Raw genomic sequence first — 24,138 nt, 5'->3', positions numbered from 1 at the left:
TTAGACCAAACCGTAGGCCAGCATGGCGTCAGCCACTTTCAGGAAGCCGGCGATGTTGGCGCCGGCCACCAGGTCGCCGGGCTTGCCGTACTGGGCGGCGGCGCCCGCGGCGTTGTGATAAAGGTTGGTCATAATGTCCTTCAGATGGCTGTCCACCTCCTCGAAGGACCAGGACATGCGCATGGAATTCTGGCTCATCTCCAGGGCGGAGGTGGCCACGCCGCCGGCGTTGGCGGCCTTGGCGGGGGCAAAGAGGAGACCGGCAGCCTGCAGGGCTTCCACCGCGTCGGGAGTGCAGGGCATGTTGGCACCCTCGGCCACGGCGAAGCAGCCGTTCTGGATCAGGGCTTTGGCAGCGGACAGATCCAGCTCGTTCTGGGTGGCGCAAGGCAGGGCGATGTCACAGGGCACCTGCCACACGCCGGAGCAGCCCTCGTGGTACTCCGCTTCCGGGCGGACGGTCACATACTCCCGGATGCGCTTGCGCTCCACCTCCTTCAGCTGCTTCACCAGCGCCAGGTCGATGCCGTTGGGGTCGTGGACAAAGCCGTTGGAGTCGGACATGGTGACCACCTTGGCGCCCAGGGCCGTGGCCTTTTCGCAGGCGTAGATGGCCACATTGCCGGAGCCGGAGATGGCTACCTTGGCGCCCTCAAAGCTGCGGCCCGCGTCCTTGAGCATATTGTCGGCAAAGTAGCACAGACCATAGCCGGTGGCCTCGGTTCGGGCCAGAGAGCCGCCGTAGCTGAGGCCCTTGCCAGTGAGGACGCCGGTGAACTCGTTGCGCAGCCGCTTGTACTGGCCGAAGAGATAACCGATCTCCCGGGCACCCACGCCGATATCGCCGGCGGGCACGTCGGTGTCCGGCCCGATATACTTGAAGAGCTCGGTCATGAAGCTCTGGCAGAAGCGCATGACCTCCGCGTCGGACTTGCCCTTGGGGTCGAAGTCGCTGCCGCCCTTGCCGCCGCCGATGGGCAGGCCGGTCAGGCTGTTCTTGAAGATCTGCTCAAAGCCCAGAAACTTGATGATGCCCTCGTACACGGAGGGGTGGAACCGTAAGCCGCCTTTGTAGGGGCCGATGGCGCTGTTGAACTGCACCCGGAAGCCCCGGTTCACGTGGATGTTGCCCTGGTCATCCTCCCAGGGCACCCGGAACTTGATGATCCGCTCCGGCTCTACCAGGCAGTCCATGACGCCCTCTTTGATATACTCCGGCTTCGCCTCCACCACCGGGACCAGGGAGGTCAGAACCTCCTGGACCGCCTGGTGAAATTCCGGCTCTGCCGGATTCCGCCGGACCACGCGCTCCATCAGGCCGCTTAGATACTCGTTCTGAATGCTCATGGTGAATCCCTCCAAAAACCAGACTTGGCGGATGACCGCGCCGCGGCCTCCGTCCGTGTTTGTATCGACCACATTGTAATACTGGGCGCGTCTTTGCGTCAACGACTTTTGTCCGCGCAAGAACATGTTCGGCGGATTTCTCAAGTTTTAAACGCCTGTTATGAGACTTTCTGGCACTTCTCCTTTGAAATCAAAAATATTTAGAAAATATTTCCATTTAACAAAAAGAGGAACCCTAAGCGCAAAGATTTGGGCTGGTCTGGCCGGTCCCTGTACAGGCTTGGCGGAAAATCGTGGGGAAAATACATAAGGTTTCGCGTTTGAAAAGGGATGGAATTGGTCAAACCAATAAAACTTTGCGGGAGCGGGGAAGTTGAGCGCAAGTTTCTCTTGACAGGGGGCGGAACAGTGTGTTACCGTCTTTGCATACCTAAAATATGATGAAGGGAACAAGTAGCCCGCTTCGCTCCGCTTTCAGAGAATTGCCGGTTGGTGCAAGGCAACAAGCGTCGGATCTGGTGAAATCATCCTGGAGTAGCCTGCTGAAAGAGAACTCTCTGATAGGCAGTGCCGGGCGCACCCGTTACCGTGCAGGGCCTGTTGGGGCCTGCTGAGATGGCGGCGGAAGGATCTTCCACCGTTAACAAGAGTGGTACCGCGAAGGTGTTTCAAAAGCCTTTGCCTCTTGCTTGCAAGAGGCAAAGGCTTTTTTCTTTCACTTCGGCCGTTCTGTTCAGGGCCCATCGGCAAAACCATTCCCACCCACATCGTCAAGAAACAGAAAAGGAGAACACGAACATGGCAATCAAAAAGTATTACGACACTGACTGCAACCTGGGCCTGCTGGACGGCAAGACCGTGGCCGTGATCGGCTTCGGCTCTCAGGGCCATGCCCATTCTGAGAACCTGGCCGAGAGCGGTGTCAACGTGGTGGTGGGCCTGCGGAAGGGCTCCTCCCACTGGGCCAAGGCGGAGGAGTTCGCCGCCACCTGTCCCAATTTCCGCGTGATGGAAGTGGAGGAGGCCGCCAAGGCCGGCGACATCGTGATGATGCTGGTGCCTGACGAGCTGTGCGCCGACATCTACAACAAGCAGATCGCCCCGTACATGACCGAGGGCAAGACCCTGGCCTTCGCCCACGGATTCAATATCCACTTCAAGACCATCGTGCCCCCCGCCAACGTGGACGTGATCATGGTGGCTCCCAAGGGCCCCGGCCACACGGTCCGCAGCCAGTACCTGGAGGGCAAGGGCGTGCCCAGCCTGATCTGCGTGGAGCAGAACTTCACCGGCAAGGCCAAAGAAGTGGCTCTCGCCTATGCCTCCGGCATCGGCGCCGGCCGCGCCGGCATCCTGGAGACCACCTTCAAGGAGGAGACCGAGACCGACCTGTTCGGCGAGCAGGCCGTTCTATGCGGCGGCGTCTGCGGCTTGATCCAGGCCGGCTTCGAGACCCTGGTGGAGGCCGGCTACGAGCCGGAGATGGCCTACTTCGAGACCTGCCACGAGATGAAGCTCATCATCGACCTCATCAACGAGGGCGGCTTCGGCAAGATGAGCTACTCCATCTCCAACACCGCTGAGTACGGCGACTACCGCACCCGCAGCCGCCTGATTACCGAGGACACCCGCAAGGAGATGCGGCAGATCCTCAAGGAGATCCAGGACGGTACCTTCGCCTCCGAATTCCTGGCGGAGATGAACCCCAACGGAGGCCGCAAGACCCACTTCCTGGCCATGCGCCGCATGGCGGCCGAGCACCCCATCGAGAAGGTGGGCGCCCAGCTGCGCAGCATGATGAGCTGGCTGAAAAAGTAAGAGGACCCAAGGCACCGGCCCGGAGGCGGGAACACCTCCGGGCCGGGTAGAAAAAGGAGGAAAGCAAGACCTATGCGCAGTGATAATGTGACCAAGGGCGCCGAGCGGGCACCCAACCGGAGCCTTTTCTACGCCCTGGGCTACACGCCGGAGGACCTGGAGAAGCCCCTGATCGCTGTGGTCAGCGCCCACAGCGACATCGTTCCCGGACACATGAATTTGGACAAGCTGACCGACGCGGTAAAAAGCGGCATCGAGGCCGCCGGCGGTACCCCCTTCATGGTGCCCGCCATCGGCGTGTGCGACGGCATCGCCATGGGCCATGTGGGCATGAAGTACTCCCTGGCCAGCCGGGAGCTGATCTGCGACAGTGTGGAGACCATGTTCATGGCTCACCAGTTTGACGGCTGTGTGCTGGTGCCCAACTGTGACAAGATCGTCCCCGGCATGGTGATGGCGGCGGTGCGGATGAACGTGCCCGCCGTGGTGTGCAGCGGCGGCCCCATGCTGGCCGGCACCTACGACGGCCAGGAGGTCAGCCTCTCCAAGATGTTCGAGGCTGTGGGCTCCTACAAGGCAGGCATGATCTCCGCCGAGCAGCTGGAGGACTGCACCCAGAACTGCTGTCCCGGCTGCGGCAGCTGCTCCGGCATGTACACCGCCAACTCCATGAACTGCCTGTGCGAGGCCATCGGCATCGGCCTGCCGGGCAACGGCACCATCCCCGCGGTGTACAGCAAGCGGCTGCAGCTGGGCCGCCGGGCCGGCGCCGCCATCATGGAGATGGTCCGCCGGAACATCTGCGCACGGGACATCATCAACGCCCGCAGCATCCGCAACGCCCTGACCTGCGACATGGCCCTGGGCTGCTCCACCAACACGGTGCTGCACCTGCTGGCCATCGCCCAGGAGGCGGGCTGCCCGGTGGACCTGGCCCTGTTCAACGAGATCAGCGAGAAGACCCCCAACCTGTGCCACCTGGCCCCTGCGGGCCCCACCCACATGCCGGACCTGTACGCGGCCGGCGGCATCCCTGCTGTCCAGGCGGAGCTGGCCAAGCGCGGTCTTCTGGATCTGGACTGCCTGACCGTCACCGGCAAGACCGTGGGCGAGAACATTCAGGGGGTCCAGAACCTCAACCACAACGCCATTCGGCCCATCGAGGATCCCTACTCCCCCACCGGCGGACTGCAGATCCTCTGGGGCAATCTGGCCCCCCACGGCTGCGTGGTGAAGCGCAGCGCCGTGGCCCCGGAGATGCTGACCCACACCGGTCCCGCCCGGGTGTTTGACAGCGAGGAGGACGCCATCGCCGCCATCTACGCCGGTAAGATCGTCCCCGGCGACGTGGTGGTGATCCGGTACGAGGGCCCCAAGGGCGGCCCTGGTATGCGGGAGATGCTGAATCCCACCTCCGCTCTCGCGGGTATGGGTCTGGACAAAACCGTGGCCCTTATCACCGACGGCCGGTTCTCCGGCGCCAGCCGGGGCGCGTCCATCGGCCACGTCAGCCCGGAGGCCGCTTCCGGCGGTCCCATCGGCCTGGTGCAGGAGGGCGACGCCATCGCCATCGACATTCCCAATGCCTCCATCATGTTGCAGGTATCTGAGGAAGAGCTGGCCGCCCGGAAGGCCGCCTATGTCCAGCCTGCCCCCAACATCACCACCGGCTGGCTGGGCCGTTACGCCCGGATGGTCACCAGCGCCGACGAGGGCGCGGTCCTCCGCTGAAGGCCTGAGATCGGGAGGAATGCAACATGCACGTACAAGAGATGTACCGGCGGCTGACGGGCCTTGTGGTGTTCCGCCGGCTGCTGCAGGACCCGGTGGTGGCCGCCTGCGGCGAGATGCTCTCCGCCCGGGTGCGGGGGGACAGCGGCGATTTCTCCGCCGCCTGCGCCGGATTTGAAGCCGCCCTCTTCCAGTCCAGCGACAGCTGGTCCTGCTATCTGCGGGAGACGGTGCTGGAGAGCGAGAACGTCTGCATCCGGGGGCAGGCGGTGGGCAGGAGCTCCGTCCTTCAGGAAAGCCTGCGGCGGGAGCTGGCCTTCTTCGACCAGCTCTCCCAGCTGCAGCTGGAGGACCTGACGGCGGGTCTGCGGGAGCCTCCGGAATTTCTGGTGGGCTGGGTCGTGTCTCCCACCGATATCACCCGGGAATACCTCCGCCGGATGGAGGAGGTGGGGGTGAAGGGCTACGGCATCTTCGCCCGGTACCACGTGTTCACGGTGGAGGAGGGGCAACTGGCGCCGGTGAAGCACCCGGATCCCCAGAGGCTGGAGGAGCTGCCTGGCTATGAGCGGGAGCGGGAGAAGGTCATCGCCAACACCCGGGCCCTGCTGGAGGGAAAGCCCGCCAACAACGTGCTGCTGTATGGTGACGCGGGCACCGGCAAGTCCAGCGCCATCAAGGCCATCGCCAACGCCTTCGCGGACCAGGGGCTGCGGCTGGTGGAGGTCAAGAAGAACCAGCTCTATCAGATCCCGGACCTGATGGACGCCCTGGCGTCCAATCCGCTGAAGTTCATCCTCTTCATCGATGATCTGAGCTTCACCGCCAATGACGACAACTTCGCCGCCCTCAAGGCGATCCTGGAGGGCAGCGTGGGCGGCCGGGCCGGCAACATCGCCGTCTACGCCACCAGCAACCGCCGCCACCTGATTAAGGAGACCCTCACCGACCGGGAGGGCGACGACATCCACGAGAGCGACACCCGCCAGGAGCTGATGAGCCTGTCCGCCCGGTTTGGGCTGACCATCACCTTCGGCAGCCCCGACCGGGAGCGGTATCTCCACATTGTGGAGGAGCTGGCCAAGCAGTACGGGGTGGAGCTGGACCCCAGACAGCTGGCGGTCCGCAGTGAGGCATTCGCGGTCCGCTCCGGCGGACGCAGCGCCCGGGTGGCCAAGCAGTTCATCGAGCTGTGCAAGGCCGGCGTCTTCAGCTGACGCCGCGGCGGGACAGTATCTGATAAAGAGAAAGGGGCAGTTCCCATGACAGCAGTCTATTTACAACTGGCGGCGTATGCCTGTGCAACCACCTTTTCCCCGGGACCCAACAACATTCTGCTGTTCAGCAGCACCAGCCGGTACGGCATCCGGAAGTGCTGGCCGCTGATTTTTGGGATCTGGGCGGGATTGATCACCGTTATGCTGCTGTGCGGCTTCGGCTGTGCCTGGCTGGGAGAGCTGGTGCCGCAGATTGTCCCCGTGGCCAAGTATGTGGGCGCGGCTTATATCCTCTATCTGGCCTACCGCACGCTGATGCGCAGCCCCGGCGCCAAGAAGGAGGCCGGCCCCTCCGGCAAGCCGCTGTCCTATGTGAACGGCTTCCTCCTGCAATTCCTGAACGTCCACATCCTGATGCTGGGGATCGCCGCCTATTCCGGTTATATCCTGCCCCATGGGTATACGGTGCCAGCCGTGCTGTGCTTCTCTGTCATCATGGCTGCCTGCGCCGCCACCGGAAACCTGATCTGGGCCACGCTGGGCGCGCTGCTGTACCCGCTGTACAGCCGGTATTACAAATTTGTCAACGCCGTTATGGCGCTGCTCCTGCTCTGGTGCGCCTGGAAAATCATCTCCGTCTGAGAATACATGGTCCGAACGCCCTCCCAAGCCGGGAGGGCGTTTTTTGTGCGGAACAGGCATGTCCGCACCTCTTTATATTATATAATGTAGGACGGGCGCGCCTGCGGCGACACCCAGGGGAGCGGTTTTTGGGGGATAGAGAGGCTGTGCGGCAGATTTGCGAAAAATTTGCGCAAACTGGACGCCGCCGGGCGCCTGATAAAAAGCCGACGCTGTCAAGTAAATGATTAGCTGATAAAAAATTTTCTGCATATTGTGCAAAAAAGTTCCGCAAAATTGTAATAATAGCTGTTTTTTACGTTAACACGTTGACTGTATAAGCACACCATGTTAAAATCTTCTTACTCCCGCAGTTCAGATCCATTTCTGCCTGAATGTGAGAGGAAACCAATTAAGAAGGAGAAAAGAAGTAAGATGAAAAAGTTTTTTGCACTTCTCCTCGCACTGGTGATGTCCCTGTCTCTGGTGGCCTGCGGCGGCGGAGATACCGCCAACGAAGACACCAGCACCGATGACACTGCTACCGAGGAGAACGGCGGCGATACCGCCACTGCCAGCGATGTGGAGATCGCTGTGGTCCTGAAGACCCTGGCCTCCGAGTACTGGGGCTATGTGAAGGCCGGCTGCGATGCCGCTGCCGCTGACCTGGGCGTTACCGTCAACGTGGTGGGCCCCGGCGCTGAGAGCGAGATCGAGCAGCAGGTTTCTATGATTGAGCAGCAGATCGGCGCAGGCTGCGATGCCATCATCGTCGCTCCCAATGACGCCGGCGCCGCTTCCGGTGCGCTTGCCAGCGCCATCGGCAGCATCCCCGTTCTGTCCGTCGATACCAATGTGGGCATCGAGGGTCAGACCAGCTTCGTGGGCACCTCCAACGTGGACGCCGCGAAGGAAGGCGGCCTGTGGGCCGCTGAACAGGCCGGTGAGGGCGCCAACGCCGTCATCATCTATGGCCAGGAGGGCGACAACACCTCCAATATGCGCCGCGAGGGCTATCAGGCCGCCTGCGACGAGGCCGGCGTCACCGTTCTGGACGCTCTGTCCGGCCAGAACACCACCGACGGCGCCACCAAGACCATGGAGGACCTGCTGAACGCTTATCCCGACCAGATCGACATCGTGCTCTGCCACAATGACGATACCGCTATCGGCGCCATGAACGCCTGCAAGTCCGCCGGCGTGGACGACATGATTATCGTCGGCTTCGACGGCAACGCCTCCGCCGTGGATCTGATCCTGGCCGGCGAGATGGTGAAGGCCACCGTTGCCCAGCAGCCCTATGAGATGGGCTACCAGGCCGTGGAGGCCGCGCTGAAGGCCATCAAGGGCGAGACCGTGGAAGAGGTCATCAACGCTCCCGTCACCGTGGTCACCGCTGAGAACGGCCAGGAGTACCTGGATAGCCTGGCTGCCATGCAGGGCTGATCAGCCTGTGCCCCTCAGATCTCACATCTGAATGAATGGAATATGGCGGCAGTGGTCCTGCCGCCATATTCCCGTTCCGCACCTCCCCGCGGGCGGCGGGGACCGCTGAAATCAGGAAACAGAAACGAGGTAATCCCATGAGCGAGTATGTTGTCGAGTTGAAGAACATTACCAAACGTTTTCCTGGTGTCGTCGCATTGAAAAATATGTCTATTGGCATCCGGCCGGGAGAGATCCACGGCCTGATCGGCGAAAATGGCGCCGGCAAGTCCACCTTGATTAAGGTGCTCACCGGCGTTCACACTCCTGAGGAGGGGGAGATCTACGTGGACGGCCAGAAGGTCGTCTTCCACAACCCCGTCCAGTCCCGCGAGGCGGGCATTGCCTGCGTGTACCAGGAGCTGAACATCGTCAAGCAGCTGTCTGTCACGGATAACGTTTTCATGGGACGCGCCGTCAAGAAAAACGGCCTTCTGGACTACCCCAGAATGTACGAGGAAGCCAAGCAGGCCCTGACCACGCTGGGCCATCCCGAAATTGATGTTAAAATGGAATGCGGCAAGCTGGGTACCGGCCAGCAGCAGATGGTGGAGATCGCCAAGGCTGTGTCGCTGGACGCCAAGCTGATTATCATGGACGAGCCGACTTCCTCCCTGGGCAAGGAGGAGATCAACCAGCTGATGGAGACGGTCCGGGGCCTGAAGGCCAAGGGCGTGGCCATCCTGTTCGTCTCTCATAAATTGGAAGAGCTGTTCGAGCTCTGCGACCGGGTCACCGTCATGCGGGACGGCGAACATATCGTCACCCAGGACATCGGTGACATGACGGAGGACTCCCTGATCAACGCCATGGTGGGCCGGACGCTGGACAACCTGTATCCCAAAGAGTTCGGCGTCAAGGGCGACGTGTGGCTGGAGGCCAGGAACCTCAACGAGGCCGGCGTCCTCCATGACGTGAGCTTCAAGGCCTACGGCGGCCAGATCACCGGCTTTGCTGGCCTGGTGGGCGCCGGGCGGACGGAGACCATGCGGGCCATCTTCGGCGCCGACAGGTTGGACAGCGGCGAGATCTACGTCAAGGGGGAGAAGGTACATATCCGGACGCCCAAGGACGCCATCAAGAAGAAGATTGCCTTCCTGACCGAGGACCGCAAGGGCCAGGGTCTGGTGCTGTCCCTGGACGTGCGGACCAACCTCATTCTGGCCAATATGAAGGGCTTCTCCAACGGACCCTTCCTGAACAAGGGGAAGATTGAGAAGTCCGGCCAGGACAATGTGGAGTCCCTGCGGATCAAGACTCCGTCCCTGGACGAGGTGACGGCCCAGCTCTCCGGCGGCAACCAGCAGAAGGTGGTTATCGGCAAGTGGGTCAACACCGACGCGGACATCTTCATTTTCGACGAGCCCACCCGCGGCATCGACGTGGGCGCCAAGATCGAGGTCTACCATGTCATGAATGACCTGGTCAAGGCCGGCAAGTGTGTGATCATGGTCTCCTCCGAGCTTCCGGAGATCCTGGCCATGAGTGACCACGTGGTGGTCATGCGGGGCGGCCGGGTCATGGCCAATATCGACCGTGATACCCCGCACTTCAACTCTGAGGATATCATGAAAGCGGCCTGGGGAGGAGAATTAGACTGATATGAAAAAGAAGAATTCCGGAAAAGAGCTTTTGCAAAAGCTCGGCACCCTGATGGCGCTGGCGCTGCTGGTTCTCATTTTCTGCGTGATGATGCCCGATAAATTCCCGCGGATCAGCAATATCATGAACATCTTCAAGCAGGCTTCCATCAACTGCCTGATCGCCTCCGGCATGCTGTGCGCCCTGATTACCGCCGGCATCGACCTGTCCGTGGGTTCCAACTGCGTGCTGTGCACCTGCACCATCGGCGTGCTGGTCCAGAACTTCGGCATCACCAGCATGCCGCTGCTGATCATCGCCGGCCTGGCGGTGAGCACGTTTGCCGGCTTTGTCAACGGCATTCTGCTGACCCGTTTGGACCTGCCCCATCCCTTCGTGTCCACCTTGGGCATGAAGAACGTGCTGTGGGGCCTGGCCCTGGTGATTACAGGGTCGAAATCCATTGCCTTTACCAACACCGGCGTGGACAACCTGATGTGGATCGGCGGCGGCTCCCTTTTCAAGACCGAGACCTTCCCCGGCATCCCCTTCAGCTTCATCCTGGTGCTGATCGTGTTCGGCATCTTCCACGTGTTCCTGACCCGGTCCGCCCTGGGCCGCCAGATCTACTGCGTGGGCGGCAACCCCGAGGCGGCGCGCCTCTCCGGTATCCCCTCCAAGAACGTGCTGACCTTCGTCTACTCCCTGTCCGGCTTCATGGCCGGCATGGCGGGCGTGGTGTCCGTGGGTCGTCTGGCTTCTGCCAACGGCAATGCCGGCTCCACCTATGATACTGATGCCATCGCGGCCTGCATCATCGGTGGCGCCTCCTTCACCGGCGGCAAGGGCACCATCTGGGGCACCCTGATCGGCGCCCTGCTGATGGCGGTCATCCGCAACGGCCTGAACCTGATGGGCGCCTCCAACGACATTCAGTACATCGTCATCGGCGCCGTCATCATTCTGGCGGTCACCATCGACGTGTTCCGGAACAAGGCTGAGGCCAGGGCCCGGAAGATGGCTGCCCAGTAAGCGGACATCCTTTGGAGCGCATTTGAAACGTGAAACGGCGGGGACTGCGGTTCCCGCCGTTTTTCCTGTCCGCCCCTTTCGGCGTGACAAGACGGCGGAGATGTGCTAAGATAGAGACCCGGCAGGACTGCGGTCCCGCTGGGATCAATTTGAACGAGCGAGGTGTCCCCCATGAACCAAAGAGAGCTGGGTGAGCTGCGCCGCCGGTTCCGGCCGGAGAAGAGCGCCATCAGCCGTGTTTACGGCTGCTATGTGAACAGCAGCCGCGAGATCATCGCCTATATCGACCAGTCCCTAGGCCTCATGCCCCAGGAGGAGGCGGAAAAATACCTGGGCCTGCTGAAAAAGGCCCTGTCCGGCACCCTGGGCCGGAACCTGATTGACATCGTGTTTTCCACCCAGCAGGTGGCGGACAGCGAGGAGCACCGCCTGCTCTCCGCCCTGCGGACGTCCGAGCTGAAGGACGCGGAGGCCCGGGATGCCTTTTACCAGCAGGTCACCGGCTCCCTGGACATGGGGGAGAACAACTATCTGATCCTGCTGGGGGCCGACGCCTATGATGTGCCCCACCGGGGCAAGGACGGCGAGGTGGACCGGGATGCCTGCGAAGAGGTGTTCCGCTACTTCGTCTGCTGCGTCTGCCCGGTGAAGGATGGGACGCCGGAGCTGGGATACTTCCATGGGGAGAACGAGTTCCACATCTCTATGGAGAAGCAGATCGTGGGCCAGCCGGAGCTTGGCTTTTTGTTCCCGGCCTTTGATGACCGGACGGCCAACCTTTACAACGCCCTGTTTTACAGCCGGAAGCCGGACGAGCTCCATCAGGAGTTCATTGACGCAGTGTTCCGCACAGAGCCGCCCATGTCCGCCGCCGAGCAGCGGGAGACCTTTCAGTCCGCCCTGTGCGGCACTCTGGAGGGGGCGTGCAGCATGGAGGTGGTGCAGTCTGTCCACGACTACCTGCGCCAGCGGATCCAGGAACACAAGGAGAGCCGGGACCCGGAGCCGCTGGCTGTCACCGCAGGCGAGGTGAGCGGCGTGCTGCGGAACTGCGGCGTGCCGGAGGAGCGGGTGGAGGCGTTCCAAACCGCCTGCGGCCAGTCCTTTGGCGAGGGGGCGCTGACCCCGGCCAACCTGATCGACGCCAAGCACTTCGCGGTCAAGACCGCCGACGCCACTATCCAGGTGGACCCGGAGCGGAGCTATCTGGTGGAGGCCCGGATCATCGACGGACGGCGCTACCTGCTGGTCCCGGCGGACGAGAGTGTGGAGGTCAACGGTCTGGGGGTCCGGATTGCCGCCGCCAAAGACGGCGGAGAGACTACATAAACAGGGAGGAAGGAATATGCTGAAGCAGATCCTGATCGACGCCGACACCGGCATTGATGATTCCATCGCCATTCTGTTTGCCCTGAAGCGGCCGGACGTCCGGGTGATGGGCGTCACCACCGGCTTCGGCAACACCACAGCCCGGCAGGCGGCGGAAAACAGTCTGCGGCTGATCCGACTGGCCGGTGTGCCTTATGAGGTGCCGGTGGCGGTTGGAGCCACGGAGCCGCTGGCGGGGAACTGGAAGGGGCCGGATCCCCACATCCACGGGCCCAACGGCATCGGCGGGGTGGAGCTGCCGCCTTCGCCCCAGCAGCCGCTGGAGGAACCGGCCTGGGCGTTCATCGCCCGAATGGCCCGGGAGCACCCCGGCGAGCTGACCTTGGTGACGCTGGCCCGAATGACGAATCTGGCAAAGGCTCTGGAGATAGAGCCGGATCTGCCCCGGCTGTTGAAACGGGTGGTGTTCATGGGCGGCACGTTCCACGCGCCGGGAAACGTGTCCCCGGTAGCGGAGGCCAACATCGCAGGGGACCCGGAGGCGGCGGACCGGGTGTTCCAGGCGGGCTTTGACCTGACTATGGTGGGGCTGGATGTGACCCAGAAGGTGCGGCTGACCACGGACCATGTGGCGATCCTGGACAAGTACGCCGCGCCGGAGAACCGGCCCATTGTGGACTATCTGAAGCAGGCACTGCCCTTCTACTTCCGGTTCAACCGACTGCAAAACAACTGTCTGGACCACTGCCCGGTCCACGACCCGCTGGCCATGCTGGCGGCGGTGGATCCCAGTGTGGTGACGGTGCGGACCATCCCCGCCCGGGTGGAGTGCGGCGGCAGCTTCTGCCGGGGCATGGTGGTGGCGGATCTGCGGGAGCATCCCATCGAGGCTCCCGGCGTCTCCATCTGCGTGGATGTGGACAGCCGCCGCGCCCTGGAAGAGCTGCTCACCACCTTTATGGCATGAGGGAGGAGAAGGATATGCGCGTTGTCAACTTCGGGTCCCTGAATATCGACTACGTCTACCGGGTGGACCACTTCGTCCAGCCCGGAGAGACCATGAGCGCCCAGTCCCTGCAGATCCAGTGCGGCGGCAAGGGGCTGAACCAGTCCGTGGCTCTGGCTCGGGCCGGGGTGGAGACCTGGCACGCGGGCCTCATCGGGCCGGAGGGGCATTTTCTGAAGGAGACGCTGGACCGGGCAGGCGTCCACACCCGGTTTGTGGAGGAGTCCGCAGGCAGTACCGGCCACGCCATCATCCAAGTGGACAGCACCGGCCAGAACAGCATCCTGCTCCACGACGGGGCCAACGGCCGCCTGACCCCGGACTTTGTGACGGCGGTGCTGGATCAGTTCTCAGCCGGGGACACGGTGCTGCTGCAGAATGAGACCAGCTGCGTGGAGGAAATCATCCACCAGGCGGCCCGCCGGGGGATGCGGACGGCCATGAATGCGGCTCCCGCCAATGAGAAGCTGGTGGGCCTGCCGCTGGAGGCGCTGTCCTGGCTGTTGGTGAACGAGGTGGAGGGCGCCTTTCTGGCGGGAACGGAGGCGCCGGAGGCGATTCTGGACACGCTGGCGGCGCGGTACCCGGAGACCACTGTGGTGCTGACCTTGGGAGAACAGGGCGCTGCTGCAGCGCGAGGGGGCTGGCGGGCCTGGGGCCCAGCCCGGAAAACGGCGGTGGTGGACACCACTGCGGCGGGAGACACCTTCACCGGCTACTTCCTGCGCCGGGCGCTGGAGGGCGGCACACTGGAAGAGGCACTGTCCCTGGCCGCGGCGGCCAGCGCCCTGGCTGTGTCCCGGCCCGGCGCGGCGGATGCGGTGCCGGGATATGAAGAGGTCCTTCGGATCCTGTAAATCGGAAAAACACGGAAGCCCCGGACGAAACTCCGTCCGGGGCTTCCGTTTCTATCCTGCGGGCCTCTGCGGGCCAGTAGGCCCTCAGTCCCGTTTTCGGGCGGCGGCGGAGCCCAGGCGGAGCTCCGTCCGATACTTGGCCACCGTGCGGCGGGCGATGCGGATGCCCTGCTCCGCCAGCAGCTCCGCCAGCTTCTGGTCACTGAGCGGGCGGCTGTGGTCTTCCTGCCGGATCAGCTCCAGCAGCCGCAGCTTCACCGTCTGCTGGGAGGGACCCTGCTCCCCCAGAGCGCGGCTGAAGAAATAGCGGAGGGGGTACGTCCCCTGCCGGCACTGGAGGTATTTCTCCCGAGTGGCCCGGGAGACGGTGGAGGGATGGAGGTGGAGTCGCTCCGCCAGTGTCACCATGGTCATGGGGACCAGCTCTGTGGTCTGGCCGGCAAAAAAGGCCCGCTGGGTCTCCAGGATCGCCTCCGCGCACTGGCGGAGGGTGCTGCCCCGGCGCTCCAGGCTGTTCAGCAGCCACTTGGCCTGCTGCATCTTTTGCTGGAGATAGGCCCGGGTCTCCGGCTCGTCGGATTCCTTCAGAAGCCGCACATAGTACTGGCTGATGGACACCCGGGGAAGGTAGTAATCGTTCAGGATCACCTGGAGCTTTCCGTCCAGTTCCGCGATGAACAGATCCGGCCGGACATAGAGTGTGGGCTCCGCCGGCTGGAAGGAGCGGCCGGGGCAGGGATCCAGGGCAGAGATCCGCTTTTCCGCCGCCCGGACCTCCTCTGGCGTGGTATGGAGTTCCCGGGCAATGAGGCTGTAATGCTTCTTGCCCAAGTCCGGCAGGAAGCGGCGGACGATCTCCATATCCAGGGGGGAGGGAGCATCCTGCCGGGCCAGTTGCAGCAGCAGGCACTCCGACAGGGACCGGGCGCCCACGCCGGCGGGGTCCAGGCTCTGGAGGGTCTCCAGCGCTTGCTGGGTCAGGGCCTGGGGGATCTTCAGATCTGCCACGCCGTCCAGGTCCTCCTGGCTGAGGCGGCCCTCCTCGTCCACCAGCTCTGCCAGATACCGGGTCAGGGCCAGCAGGGGCTTGGGCAGGCGCCGGCGCTCCAGCTGGTCGCAAAGGAAGGCGGAGAGGCTCTCCGTCTCCCGGTCCGCGGCGCCCCGGTCCGGCATGGCGCCGTGGCCGTCCTCCGGCAGGCCGCCATTGATCCAGTGGACCTTCTGCCGCAGGGCCTCATAGGCTTTGTGGAGGGAGGACAGATCAGTCTGCTCCACCAGAGGGTTTTCTTCGCTGACCTGGTTCAGATAGTCCAGCAGCTCCTGGGAGTTCATCTGCAGAAGCTCCATGGACTGCAGGAGCTGGGGGGTGAGCTTCAGCTCCTGCCGAAGCTCTGTGCTGAGATGGATCAAACTCATGGACCGGAACCTCCTCTCACGCCCGGGCGGTCACGTATTTGGCAATCTTGCGGGCTGCTGTGGCCTGGGAGATGCCCAGCTCCCGGGCCACGGCCACTGTGGTGCCGCACCGCTGGTAGGAATCCCGGATGATTTGGGCCTCGTAGGCGTCCATCCGCTCTGCCAGCGTGCCGCCGGGAAGCAGCTCCGCAGGGGCCGACGCGTCGGCGGTGTACTCCAGCGGCAGGGCAGGAATGTCCAGAATGGGGTCCTGGGCAGTGATTACCAGCCGCTCCATCAGGTTCTCCAGCTGGCGCACGTTGCCGGGCCAATCGTACTGCTCCAGAAAAGCCAGAAAGCGGGGGCTGCAGGTGAGGGACTTGTTGTACTCCCCGCAGAAGCGGGCCAGGAACTGGTGGGCCATGGGGACGATGTCCTCCTTCCGCTGCCGCAGGGGGGGGATGTGGATGCGGATGACGTTCAGCCGGTAGAAGAGATCGGACCGGAACAGACCGCGCTGCACCGCCTCCTCCAGATTGCGGTTGGTGGCAACGATCAGCCGGAAGTCCAGCTCGATCTTCTGGGTGCCGGAGAGGCGCTCAATGGTCTTCTCCTGAATCAGCTGCAGGAGCTTGGACTGGATATGGGCGGGCAGCTCACCGATCTCATCCAGGAACAGCGTGCCGTGGTTGGCCAGCTCGATCTTGCCGATCTTGCCGGAGGAGGAGGCCCCGGTGAAGGCGCCCTTCTCATAGCCGAACAGCTCTGACTCAATGAGATTTTCATGGAGCACCGCGCAGTTTACCTCGATAAAGGGCCCGTTTGCACGGTTGCTCATCTTGTGAATGGCCTTGGCGATGGCGCTTTTACCCACGCCGGTCTCTCCGGTGATGAGAATGTTGGCCCGGGTGTTGGCAGTGTTCTGCATCAGCGTCCACAGCCGCTGCATGGGGGCGCTTTTGAACAGCAGATTGGTGGAGGTGGCCCGGGTCCGCAGCTCGGCAATCTCCTGGGAGTAGTGCTGCAGGGAGTCCTGCATCCGGCGGTAGTTCCGTTGGATGGAGTTGATCTGCTCCATGGACACGGTGTTGAAGCAGACGGCGTATTTCAGCTCCCCGTTGGCGTCAAACAGGGGAATGCCCACGGTCATCACGTTTTTGTGGGTGTGGTTGATGGTCTGTGTGGCGCTGATCTTCTTCCGTCGCCGGATGACCTCCGCCGTAATGCAGGGGGTGAAGGTGCCGTCCGCCTCCAGATCAAAGGCGGACTTGCCAACGATGGAGTCATGGGCAAAACCGAAGTTTTTCTCATAGGTCTCGCTGACCCGCAGAATGATGCCGTTGCCGTCCGAGACCATCATGTCATCCGCCAGGACCAAGTTGTTTTCCGGGCTGAGGATCTCCAGAAGTCCCTCCAGATTGATCCCCTCGTCGTGGAAAGCAGAAAAAGACGGAATCGCCATAGGCGCAGACCTCCTGTGCCGGACTGAATGCCGGTTGCTCTATTCAAAAATGAGTATAGCATATTCAAAAATGAATAGGAAGAGGCGGGAAATATTTTTGGCTCGTGAAATTTCACGAAAATTCGACAGACAGACTGCTGTATTTCACAAACAAACTGCGGAAAATGCTGGAAGACACTGATAAATTTGTTATTCAAAAATGAATAATCCCGTATGGAAACGGCTGACGGCACCGGGAAAAGCAAGCGATTTACCACTTGGATTTTAGCAACCTACACAAAAAAACGAACCGAAAATGAGAGAATTACACCTGGAAAAATGGCATGATTTTTGCTATAACTAAATTGTTGGATGATTACTCTCCAACAGTTTGCTGAGCAAAATATGATTAAGGAGGACATTCCAATATGTATCAGACCATTCGCTATGAAAAGAACGGCAATATCGGGATCGCCACCATCAACCGCCCCGAGGCGCTGAATGCGCTGAACTCCACCGTGATCTCTGAGCTGGAACAGCTCATCAGCGAGGTGGAGAAGGATGCCGAGCTGGGCGCCTTCATCATCACCGGCGAGGGCCGCTCCTTCGTGGCCGGCGCCGACATCGGCGAGCAGAGCACCATGGACGTGGCCGCCGGCCGCAAGTGGGGCCAGCGGGGCAGCGCCCTGTTCCGCCGGATCGAGAAGCTGGAGATCCCCACCATCGCCGCAGTGAACGGCTTCGCTCTGGGCGGCGGCTGTGAGCTGGCCATGTCCTGCGACATCATTCTGGCCGCCGGCCCCAACGCTGAGGGCAAGGGCGGCGCCAAGTTCGGCCAGCCCGAGGTGGGCCTGGGCATCACCCCCGGCTTCTCCGGCACCCAGCGTCTGCCCCGCCGTGTGGGCGTGGCCAAGGCCAAGGAGTTGATCTTCTCCGGCAAGCAGATCGGTGCTGAGGAGGCCAAGCGCATCGGCCTGGTGAATGAGGTCTATGCCGCCGAGGAGCTGCTGAACAAGGCTGTGGAGATGGCCAAGTCCTTCACCGCCAACGCCCCCATCGCTGTGAAGTATTCCAAGGCCTGCATCGACCGCGGGATGCAGATGGACATCGACAACGGCATCGCCCTGGAGAACGAGCTGTTCGCCATGTGCTTTGCCACCGAGGACCAGAAGGAGGGCATGGGCGCCTTCCTGGAGAAGCGCAAGGAGAAGCACTTCCAGAACAAGTGAGCGCAGACCGGCAAGAGGCCGTCCATTTCATTACATATAAAGAGGGAAGTCAGGCATGAAAAAAGTTCGCGTGCTTACCGCCGAGGAGGCGGCGCTGCTGGTGAACGACGGCGATACCATCGCCACCGGCGGCTTTGTCAGCTGCGCCTGCCCTGAGGCGCTGTCCAAGGCATTGGAGAAGCGGTTCCTGGAGACGGGCCATCCCAGAGATCTGACGCTGTTCTTCGCGGCGGGCCAGGGCCACCGGGACGGCACCGGCGGCGACCACTACGGCCACGAGGGCATGGTCAAGCGGGTCATCGGCGGCCACTGGGACCGGGCCCCCAAGCTGGGCGATCTGGCCCTGAGCAACAAGATCGAGGCGTATAACCTGCCCCAGGGCGTCATCTCCCACATGTACCGGGACATCGCGGCCCACAACATCGGCACCATCACCCACGTGGGCCTGTACACCTTTGCCGACCCCCGCAACGGCGGCGGCAAACTCAACGATGTCACCAAGGAGGACCTGGTGAAGGTCGTCGAGATCGAGGGCCAGGAGCGGTTGCTCTACAAGGCGTTCCCCATCAATGTGGTGTTCCTGCGTGCCAGCTACGCCGACGAGTACGGCAACTGCACCGTTCACCGGGAGATCGGCCCCATCGACGTCACCGCCATGGCTCAGGCCTGCAAGAACTCCGGCGGCCGGGTCATCGTCCAGGTGGAAAAAATCGTCCAAGGCGGCAGCCTGGATCCGAAACTGGTGGCAATTCCCGGTATCTATGTGGATTCTATTGTGGTAGGATCCATTGAGGATAACGAGCAGTGCCTGGGAATGCCCTATGACGGCAGCCTGACCGGCGAGTTCCGCATTCCCGTGGACGCCATCCCACCCATCCCGCTGGACGCCAAGAAGATCATCGCCCGCCGGGCCGCCATGGAGCTGCCCCAGGATGCCATTGTGAACCTGGGCACCGGCGCGCCGGAAAAAATTGCCAACGTGGCGGCGGAGGAGGGCATCTCCGACAAGATGACCCTGACTGTGGAGGCCGGCTCCATCGCCGGCGTGCCCATGGGCGGCACCCAGTTCGGCGCCGCAGCCAACTCCATGGCCATCATCCCCCACAACGTCCAGTTTGACTTCTACCAGGGCGGCGGCCTGGATGTGGCCTTCCTGGGCCTGGCGGAGACGGCACCCAACGGCGACCTGAACGTGTCCAAGTTCGGCACCCGTCTGGCTGGCGCCGGCGGCTTCATCGACATTACGCAGAATGCCAAGAAGGTGGTCTATTGCGGCACCTTCACCGCCAAGGGCCTGAAGACTGCCTGCGAGGACGGCAAGCTGGTGATCGTCCAGGAGGGCGCCAAGAAGAAGTTCGTCAACCAGGTGGAGCACATCACCTTCTCCGGCAAGTATGCCGTGCAGGTGAAGCAGCCTGTTCTGTACATCACCGAGCGGGCTGTGTTCGAGCTGCGGCCCGAGGGCGTGACTCTGATCGAGATCGCGCCGGGCATCGACCTCCAGACCCAGGTGCTGGATCAGATGGAGTTCATGCCGAAGATCGCTGAGGACCTGAAGCTTATGGACGAGCGCATCTTCAAAGATGAGCTGATGGGACTGGCGGAAGCCTGAGAATTTCCACCGTCGCGGCAATGCGATTTCCAGCCCTGACCGGGCCGCAAATCGCGCCGCTGCCTCGAAGCCGGCGAAGCGCCGCCAGCGGCGGATCAAGCGAGCCGGGTTCCCCCTCTCCCTCACACGGCGAGGGAGCCGCGCCCAGTGGCGCGGGCCATGGAGTTCCGGGCAGGCGAAGCTCACCTGGAACACATTGAAATGTAAAAGACCCCCATTTTTTTGAGGAGGAAAAAAAGAAATGGCATTGATGACCGCACAGGAGTATGTAGAGAGCCTGCGCAAACTGAATACCCGGGTGTATATGTTCGGGGAGAAGATTGAGAACTGGGTGGACCACCCCATGATCCGGCCAAGCATCAACTGCGTGGCCATGACCTACGCTCTGGCCCAGGACCCCCAGTATGCCGATCTGATGACGGTGAAGTCCAGCCTGACGGGCCACACCATCAACCGCTTCACCCACCTGCACCAGTCCACGGAGGACCTCATTAACAAGGTGAAGATGCAGCGCCTGCTGGGCCAGAAGACCGCTTCCTGCTTCCAGCGGTGTGTGGGTATGGATGCGTTCAACGCCGTGTTCTCCACCACCTATGAGATCGACGAGAAGTACGGCACCCGCTATCACGAAAACTTCAAGAAGTTCCTGACCTTCGTCCAGGACAACGACCTGACGGTGGACGGCGCCATGACCGACCCCAAGGGCGACCGGTCCAAGGCCCCCAGCCAGCAGGCGGACCCGGACATGTACGTGCATGTGGTGGAGCGCCGCGCTGACGGCATCGTGGTCTGCGGCGCCAAGTGCCACCAGACCGGCTCCATCAACAGCCACTGGCACATCTTCATGCCCACCATCTCCATGGGCGAGGCGGACAAGGACTGGGCGGTGAGCTTCGCCTGCCCGACAGACGCCGAGGGCATGTACATGATCTACGGCCGTCAGAGCTGCGATACCCGGAAGCTGGAGGAGGACGCGTCCATCGACGTGGGCAACGCGAAGTTCGGCGGCCAGGAGGCCCTGGTGGTGCTGGACCACGTGTTCATCCCCAACGAGTACATCTTCCTCAACGGCGAGTATGAGTTCGCCGGCATGATGGTGGAGCGGTTCGCGGGCTACCACCGGCAGAGCTACGGCGGCTGCAAGGTGGGCGTGGGCGACACGCTGATCGGTGCTGCGGCGCTGGCAGCGGAGTACAACGGCGTGGAGAAGGCCAGCGCGGTGAAGGACAAGCTGATCGAGATGATCCACCTGAACGAGACGCTGTACTGCTGCGGCATCGCCTGCTCCTCTCAGGGCTTCCGGACGAAGGCGGGCAACTATCAGATCGACCTGCTGCTGGCCAACGTGTGCAAGCAGAATGTGACTCGGTTCCCCTATGAGATCGTCCGCCTGGCGGAGGACATCGCGGGCGGCCTGGTGGTGACGATGCCGTCCCAGAAGGACTTCCACTCCGACACGGTGGTGGGCCGGAACGGCGAGACTATCGGGGAGATCTGCAACAAGTTCTTCGCCACCCGGGAGGGTGTGAGCACAGAGGACCGTCAGCGGATCCTGCGGTTCATCGAGAACCTGTGCCTGGGCGCGGCCGCCGTTGGCTACCGGACAGAGTCCATGCACGGCGCGGGCTCTCCCCAGGCCCAGCGCATCATGATCGCCCGCCAGGGCAACCTCCAGGCCAAGAAGCAGATGGCCAAGGAGATCGCCGGCATCCAGAACTAAGGTCCCACTGTTGCGGCATTGCGATCCCCGGCCCCTGACGGGCCGCCAAGCGCGCCGCTGCCTCGAAACCGGCTCGCTTGCTCTGCCGCTGGCGGCGCATCGCCGGTTTCCCCCTCACGTTCGCACAGCGAACATGTCGATCCGGCGGGCAGAGGTGTTTTGCCCGAAGTGAATTCGTGCAAAACAGAATTTCATAAGCAAACCTGCCGGAATATTTCATACATCGTTGCGTTTTCCAAATTTGAATATAAGGAGAAGACATCATGGATTTCAATCTCAGCCGTGAGCACCAGCTGGTCCGGAAGATGATGGCGGAATTCACCGAGAATGAAGTGAAGCCCATCGCTGCCGAGACCGACAAGACCAGCCAGTATCCCCGGGAGAACATCGAGAAGCTGTTCAACCTGGGCGTGATGGGCATGTGCGTCCCCAAGGAGTATGGCGGCGCTGGCGCTGACCCCCTGGCCAGTGCCATCTGCATCGAGGAGCTGTCCAAGCAGTGCGCCTCCACCGGCGACATCGTGGCCACCCACAACGGCCTGTGCTGCGATCCCATCATCACCCACGGCACCGAGGCCCAGAAGGCCAAGTACCTGCCCATGCTGACCAAGGGCCACAAGGTCGGCGCCTTCTGCCTGACCGAATCCGACGCCGGTTCCGACGCCGCCAAGGGCCAGACCGAGGCCAAGCTGGACGGCGACCACTATGTCCTCAACGGCTCCAAGATCTTCATCACCAACGGCTACGTGGCCGACGTGTTCGTGGTCTTCGCCATGACCGACAAGTCCAAGGGCACCCGCGGCATCTCCGCCTTCATCGTGGAGAGCAGCTTCCCCGGCTTCTCCGTGGGCAAGCACGAAGAGAAGATGGGCCTGCACGGCTCCCCCACCGCCGAGATCGTGTTCACCGACTGCATCGTTCCCAAGGAGAACCTGCTGGGCCAGGAGGGCAAGGGCTTCAAGATCGCCATGCAGACCCTGGACGGCGGCCGCATCGGCATCGCGGCCCAGGCTCTGGGCATTGCCGAGGGCGCCATGGAAGAGGCCATGGCCTACACCAAGGGCCGTGTCCAGTTCGGCAAGCCCATCAGCAAGTTCCAGAACACCCAGTTCACCTTCGCCGACATGGCGATGCGCTCCGAGGCGGGCCGCCTGCTGACCTATCAGGCCGCCGTGCTGAAGGGCGAGGGCAAGCGCTTCACCAAGGAGGCGGCCATGGCCAAGCTGTTCTGCTCTGAGCACGCCATGCTGACCACCACCAAGGCGCTGCAGATGTTCGGCGGCTACGGCTACACCAAGGACTATCCCCTGGAGCGCATGATGCGCGACGCCAAGATCACCGAGATCTATGAGGGCACCAGCGAAATCCAGCGTGTGGTCATCTCCGGCAATATCGGCCTGTAAGAGGAGGAAGAACGAATTATGAAGATCATTGTTTGCGTCAAGCAGGTCCCCGATACCTCCGGCAAGGTGGCGGTGAACCCGGATGGCACCCTGAACCGTGCCTCCATGCAGACCATCACCAACCCCGATGACATGAACGCCGTGGAGGCTGCCCTGAAGCTGAAGGATGCCACCGGCTGCAAGGTCATGGTCGTCACCATGGGTCCGCCCCCGGCAGCCGGCATGCTGCGGGAGCTGATGGCCATGGGCGCTGACGAGGGTGTCCTGGTATCCGCCCGCGAGTTCGGCGGCTCCGATACATACGCCACCTCCCAGATCCTGGCCGCCGCCATCTCCACCATCGGTGTGGAGGAGGACGACATCGTCATGTGCGGCCGGCAGGCCATCGACGGCGACACCGCCCAGGTGGGCCCCCAGATCGCTGAGAAGCTGCACCTGCCCCAGGTGACCTACGCCGCCGACATCACCAAGGACGGCAACACCATCACCGTCAAGCGGATGCTGGAGGACGGCTACATGACCATCAAGGTCAAGACTCCCTGCCTGCTTACCTGCATCAAGGAGCTGAACGAGCCCCGCTATATGAGCATCGACGGCATCTATGCCACCTACAACAAGCCGCTGGAGACCTTTGACTATGAGAAGCTGAAGGATCATCCCCTGATCGACGCCACCACCATCGGCCTGAAGGGCTCTCCCACCAACATCTTCAAGAGCTTCACCCCGCCCCAGAAGGGCGCCGGCAAGATGCTGGAGGGTGCCGGCAAAGAGACCTGCGAGGAGCTGGCTTCCATTCTGGCCGCCAAGCACATCATCTGAGAAGGGAGTATTTGAACAATGTCCAATTTCAATAGCGCTGATATCGCTGCTTTCAAGGATGTGTGGGTCTTCTGCGAGCAGCGCGAGGGCAAACTGATGCCCACCGACTTTGAGCTGATCTCCAAGGGCCGCGACCTGGCCGACGAGCTGGGCGTGAACCTGTGCGGCCTGCTGCTGGGCGGCGAGGGCATCGAGTCCGCTGCCAAGGAGCTGGGCGGCTACGGCGCCGACAAGGTGCTGGTGTGCGAGAGCCCCCTGCTGGCCGTCTACAACACCGATGCCTATGCCAAGGTCATCTGCGACGTGATCGAGGATCTGAAGCCCGAGGCGTTCCTGATCGGCGCCACCAACATCGGCCGTGACCTGGGGCCCCGCTGCGCGGCCCGTCTGCATACCGGCCTGTGCGCCGACTGCACCCACCTGGACGTGGATGTGGCGAACTACATCCAGTTCCTGCGTGAGTCCAGCACCCTGGACGTGGACAGCCAGAAGTGG

At 62.4% G+C, this 24,138-nt stretch carries 19 protein-coding genes; 16 read left to right on the top strand and 3 right to left on the bottom strand.

The window, feature by feature from the left end:
* Positions 1 to 1,347 carry an NADP-specific glutamate dehydrogenase gene (gene gdhA / locus OCV80_RS12525; RefSeq protein WP_036630105.1) on the bottom strand — a complete coding sequence of 449 codons (1,347 nt, stop codon included), beginning with the start codon at positions 1,345 to 1,347 and terminating at the stop codon, positions 1 to 3.
* Between the two features lie 798 nt (positions 1,348 to 2,145).
* Between gdhA and ilvC the strand changes: the two genes are divergently transcribed.
* The 10 genes from ilvC to OCV80_RS12475 all read left to right on the top strand — a co-directional run bounded on the left by ilvC (position 2,146) and on the right by OCV80_RS12475 (position 14,024).
* The gene (ilvC, locus tag OCV80_RS12520; RefSeq protein ID WP_025544393.1) at positions 2,146 to 3,165 is read left to right on the top strand and encodes a ketol-acid reductoisomerase; all 1,020 of its coding nucleotides are present in this window, start codon (positions 2,146 to 2,148) and stop codon (positions 3,163 to 3,165) included.
* 72 nt (positions 3,166 to 3,237) lie between these two features.
* Entirely contained in the window at positions 3,238 to 4,896 is a 1,659-nt protein-coding gene (gene ilvD / locus OCV80_RS12515; RefSeq protein WP_021748972.1) for a dihydroxy-acid dehydratase, read from the top strand.
* 26 nt (positions 4,897 to 4,922) lie between these two features.
* A complete protein-coding gene (locus OCV80_RS12510; protein WP_025545137.1) occupies positions 4,923 to 6,113 on the top strand; it encodes an ATP-binding protein in 1,191 nt (396 codons plus the stop codon).
* 45 nt (positions 6,114 to 6,158) lie between these two features.
* A complete protein-coding gene (locus tag OCV80_RS12505; protein WP_119311808.1) occupies positions 6,159 to 6,755 on the top strand; it encodes a LysE family transporter in 597 nt (198 codons plus the stop codon).
* 414 nt (positions 6,756 to 7,169) lie between these two features.
* Positions 7,170 to 8,180 carry a sugar ABC transporter substrate-binding protein gene (locus OCV80_RS12500; RefSeq protein WP_158629760.1) on the top strand — a complete coding sequence of 337 codons (1,011 nt, stop codon included), beginning with the start codon at positions 7,170 to 7,172 and terminating at the stop codon, positions 8,178 to 8,180.
* A gap of 137 nt (positions 8,181 to 8,317) precedes the next feature.
* A complete protein-coding gene (locus OCV80_RS12495; RefSeq protein ID WP_025545139.1) occupies positions 8,318 to 9,820 on the top strand; it encodes a sugar ABC transporter ATP-binding protein in 1,503 nt (500 codons plus the stop codon).
* A 1-nt stretch (position 9,821) separates the two neighbouring features.
* A complete protein-coding gene (locus OCV80_RS12490; protein ID WP_021748978.1) occupies positions 9,822 to 10,832 on the top strand; it encodes an ABC transporter permease in 1,011 nt (336 codons plus the stop codon).
* A 171-nt stretch (positions 10,833 to 11,003) separates the two neighbouring features.
* Positions 11,004 to 12,161, top strand: coding sequence for a DUF4317 domain-containing protein (locus tag OCV80_RS12485; RefSeq protein WP_136891272.1), 1,158 nt, complete (start codon positions 11,004 to 11,006; stop codon positions 12,159 to 12,161).
* Positions 12,162 to 12,177: 16 nt separating this feature from the next.
* Positions 12,178 to 13,128 carry a nucleoside hydrolase gene (locus OCV80_RS12480; protein ID WP_021748980.1) on the top strand — a complete coding sequence of 317 codons (951 nt, stop codon included), beginning with the start codon at positions 12,178 to 12,180 and terminating at the stop codon, positions 13,126 to 13,128.
* Between the two features lie 14 nt (positions 13,129 to 13,142).
* Positions 13,143 to 14,024, top strand: coding sequence for a ribokinase (locus OCV80_RS12475; RefSeq protein ID WP_136891271.1), 882 nt, complete (start codon positions 13,143 to 13,145; stop codon positions 14,022 to 14,024).
* A gap of 84 nt (positions 14,025 to 14,108) precedes the next feature.
* Here OCV80_RS12475 and rpoN read toward each other — a convergent pair whose 3' ends face one another.
* The gene (gene rpoN / locus OCV80_RS12470) at positions 14,109 to 15,440 is read right to left on the bottom strand and encodes an RNA polymerase factor sigma-54 (RefSeq protein ID WP_136891270.1); all 1,332 of its coding nucleotides are present in this window, start codon (positions 15,438 to 15,440) and stop codon (positions 14,109 to 14,111) included.
* A 16-nt stretch (positions 15,441 to 15,456) separates the two neighbouring features.
* Positions 15,457 to 16,881, bottom strand: a complete 1,425-nt coding sequence (locus tag OCV80_RS12465; protein WP_051365663.1) for a sigma-54 interaction domain-containing protein — start codon at positions 16,879 to 16,881, stop codon at positions 15,457 to 15,459.
* Between the two features lie 407 nt (positions 16,882 to 17,288).
* Between OCV80_RS12465 and OCV80_RS12460 the strand changes: the two genes are divergently transcribed.
* The 6 genes from OCV80_RS12460 to OCV80_RS12435 all read left to right on the top strand — a co-directional run.
* A complete protein-coding gene (locus tag OCV80_RS12460; RefSeq protein ID WP_021748985.1) occupies positions 17,289 to 18,089 on the top strand; it encodes an enoyl-CoA hydratase-related protein in 801 nt (266 codons plus the stop codon).
* A gap of 55 nt (positions 18,090 to 18,144) precedes the next feature.
* Positions 18,145 to 19,701 carry an acyl CoA:acetate/3-ketoacid CoA transferase gene (locus OCV80_RS12455; protein ID WP_021748986.1) on the top strand — a complete coding sequence of 519 codons (1,557 nt, stop codon included), beginning with the start codon at positions 18,145 to 18,147 and terminating at the stop codon, positions 19,699 to 19,701.
* A 241-nt stretch (positions 19,702 to 19,942) separates the two neighbouring features.
* Entirely contained in the window at positions 19,943 to 21,421 is a 1,479-nt protein-coding gene (locus OCV80_RS12450; protein WP_021748987.1) for a 4-hydroxyphenylacetate 3-hydroxylase family protein, read from the top strand.
* Between the two features lie 263 nt (positions 21,422 to 21,684).
* Positions 21,685 to 22,824 carry an acyl-CoA dehydrogenase gene (locus OCV80_RS12445; protein ID WP_119311803.1) on the top strand — a complete coding sequence of 380 codons (1,140 nt, stop codon included), beginning with the start codon at positions 21,685 to 21,687 and terminating at the stop codon, positions 22,822 to 22,824.
* 18 nt (positions 22,825 to 22,842) lie between these two features.
* Positions 22,843 to 23,643, top strand: coding sequence for an acryloyl-CoA reductase electron transfer subunit gamma (gene acrB, locus OCV80_RS12440; RefSeq protein ID WP_136891267.1), 801 nt, complete (start codon positions 22,843 to 22,845; stop codon positions 23,641 to 23,643).
* A gap of 18 nt (positions 23,644 to 23,661) precedes the next feature.
* Positions 23,662 to 24,138 (top strand): electron transfer flavoprotein subunit alpha/FixB family protein (locus OCV80_RS12435; protein WP_394802916.1); only part of this gene is annotated, 477 nt, incomplete at its 3' end.

It is taken from the genome of Oscillibacter acetigenes (assembly GCF_025567605.1).
GTDB lineage: Bacteria > Bacillota > Clostridia > Oscillospirales > Oscillospiraceae > Oscillibacter > Oscillibacter welbionis.
Note: the sequence above shows the minus strand (reverse complement) of the source record. Positions and strands in the feature narration are given on the sequence as shown.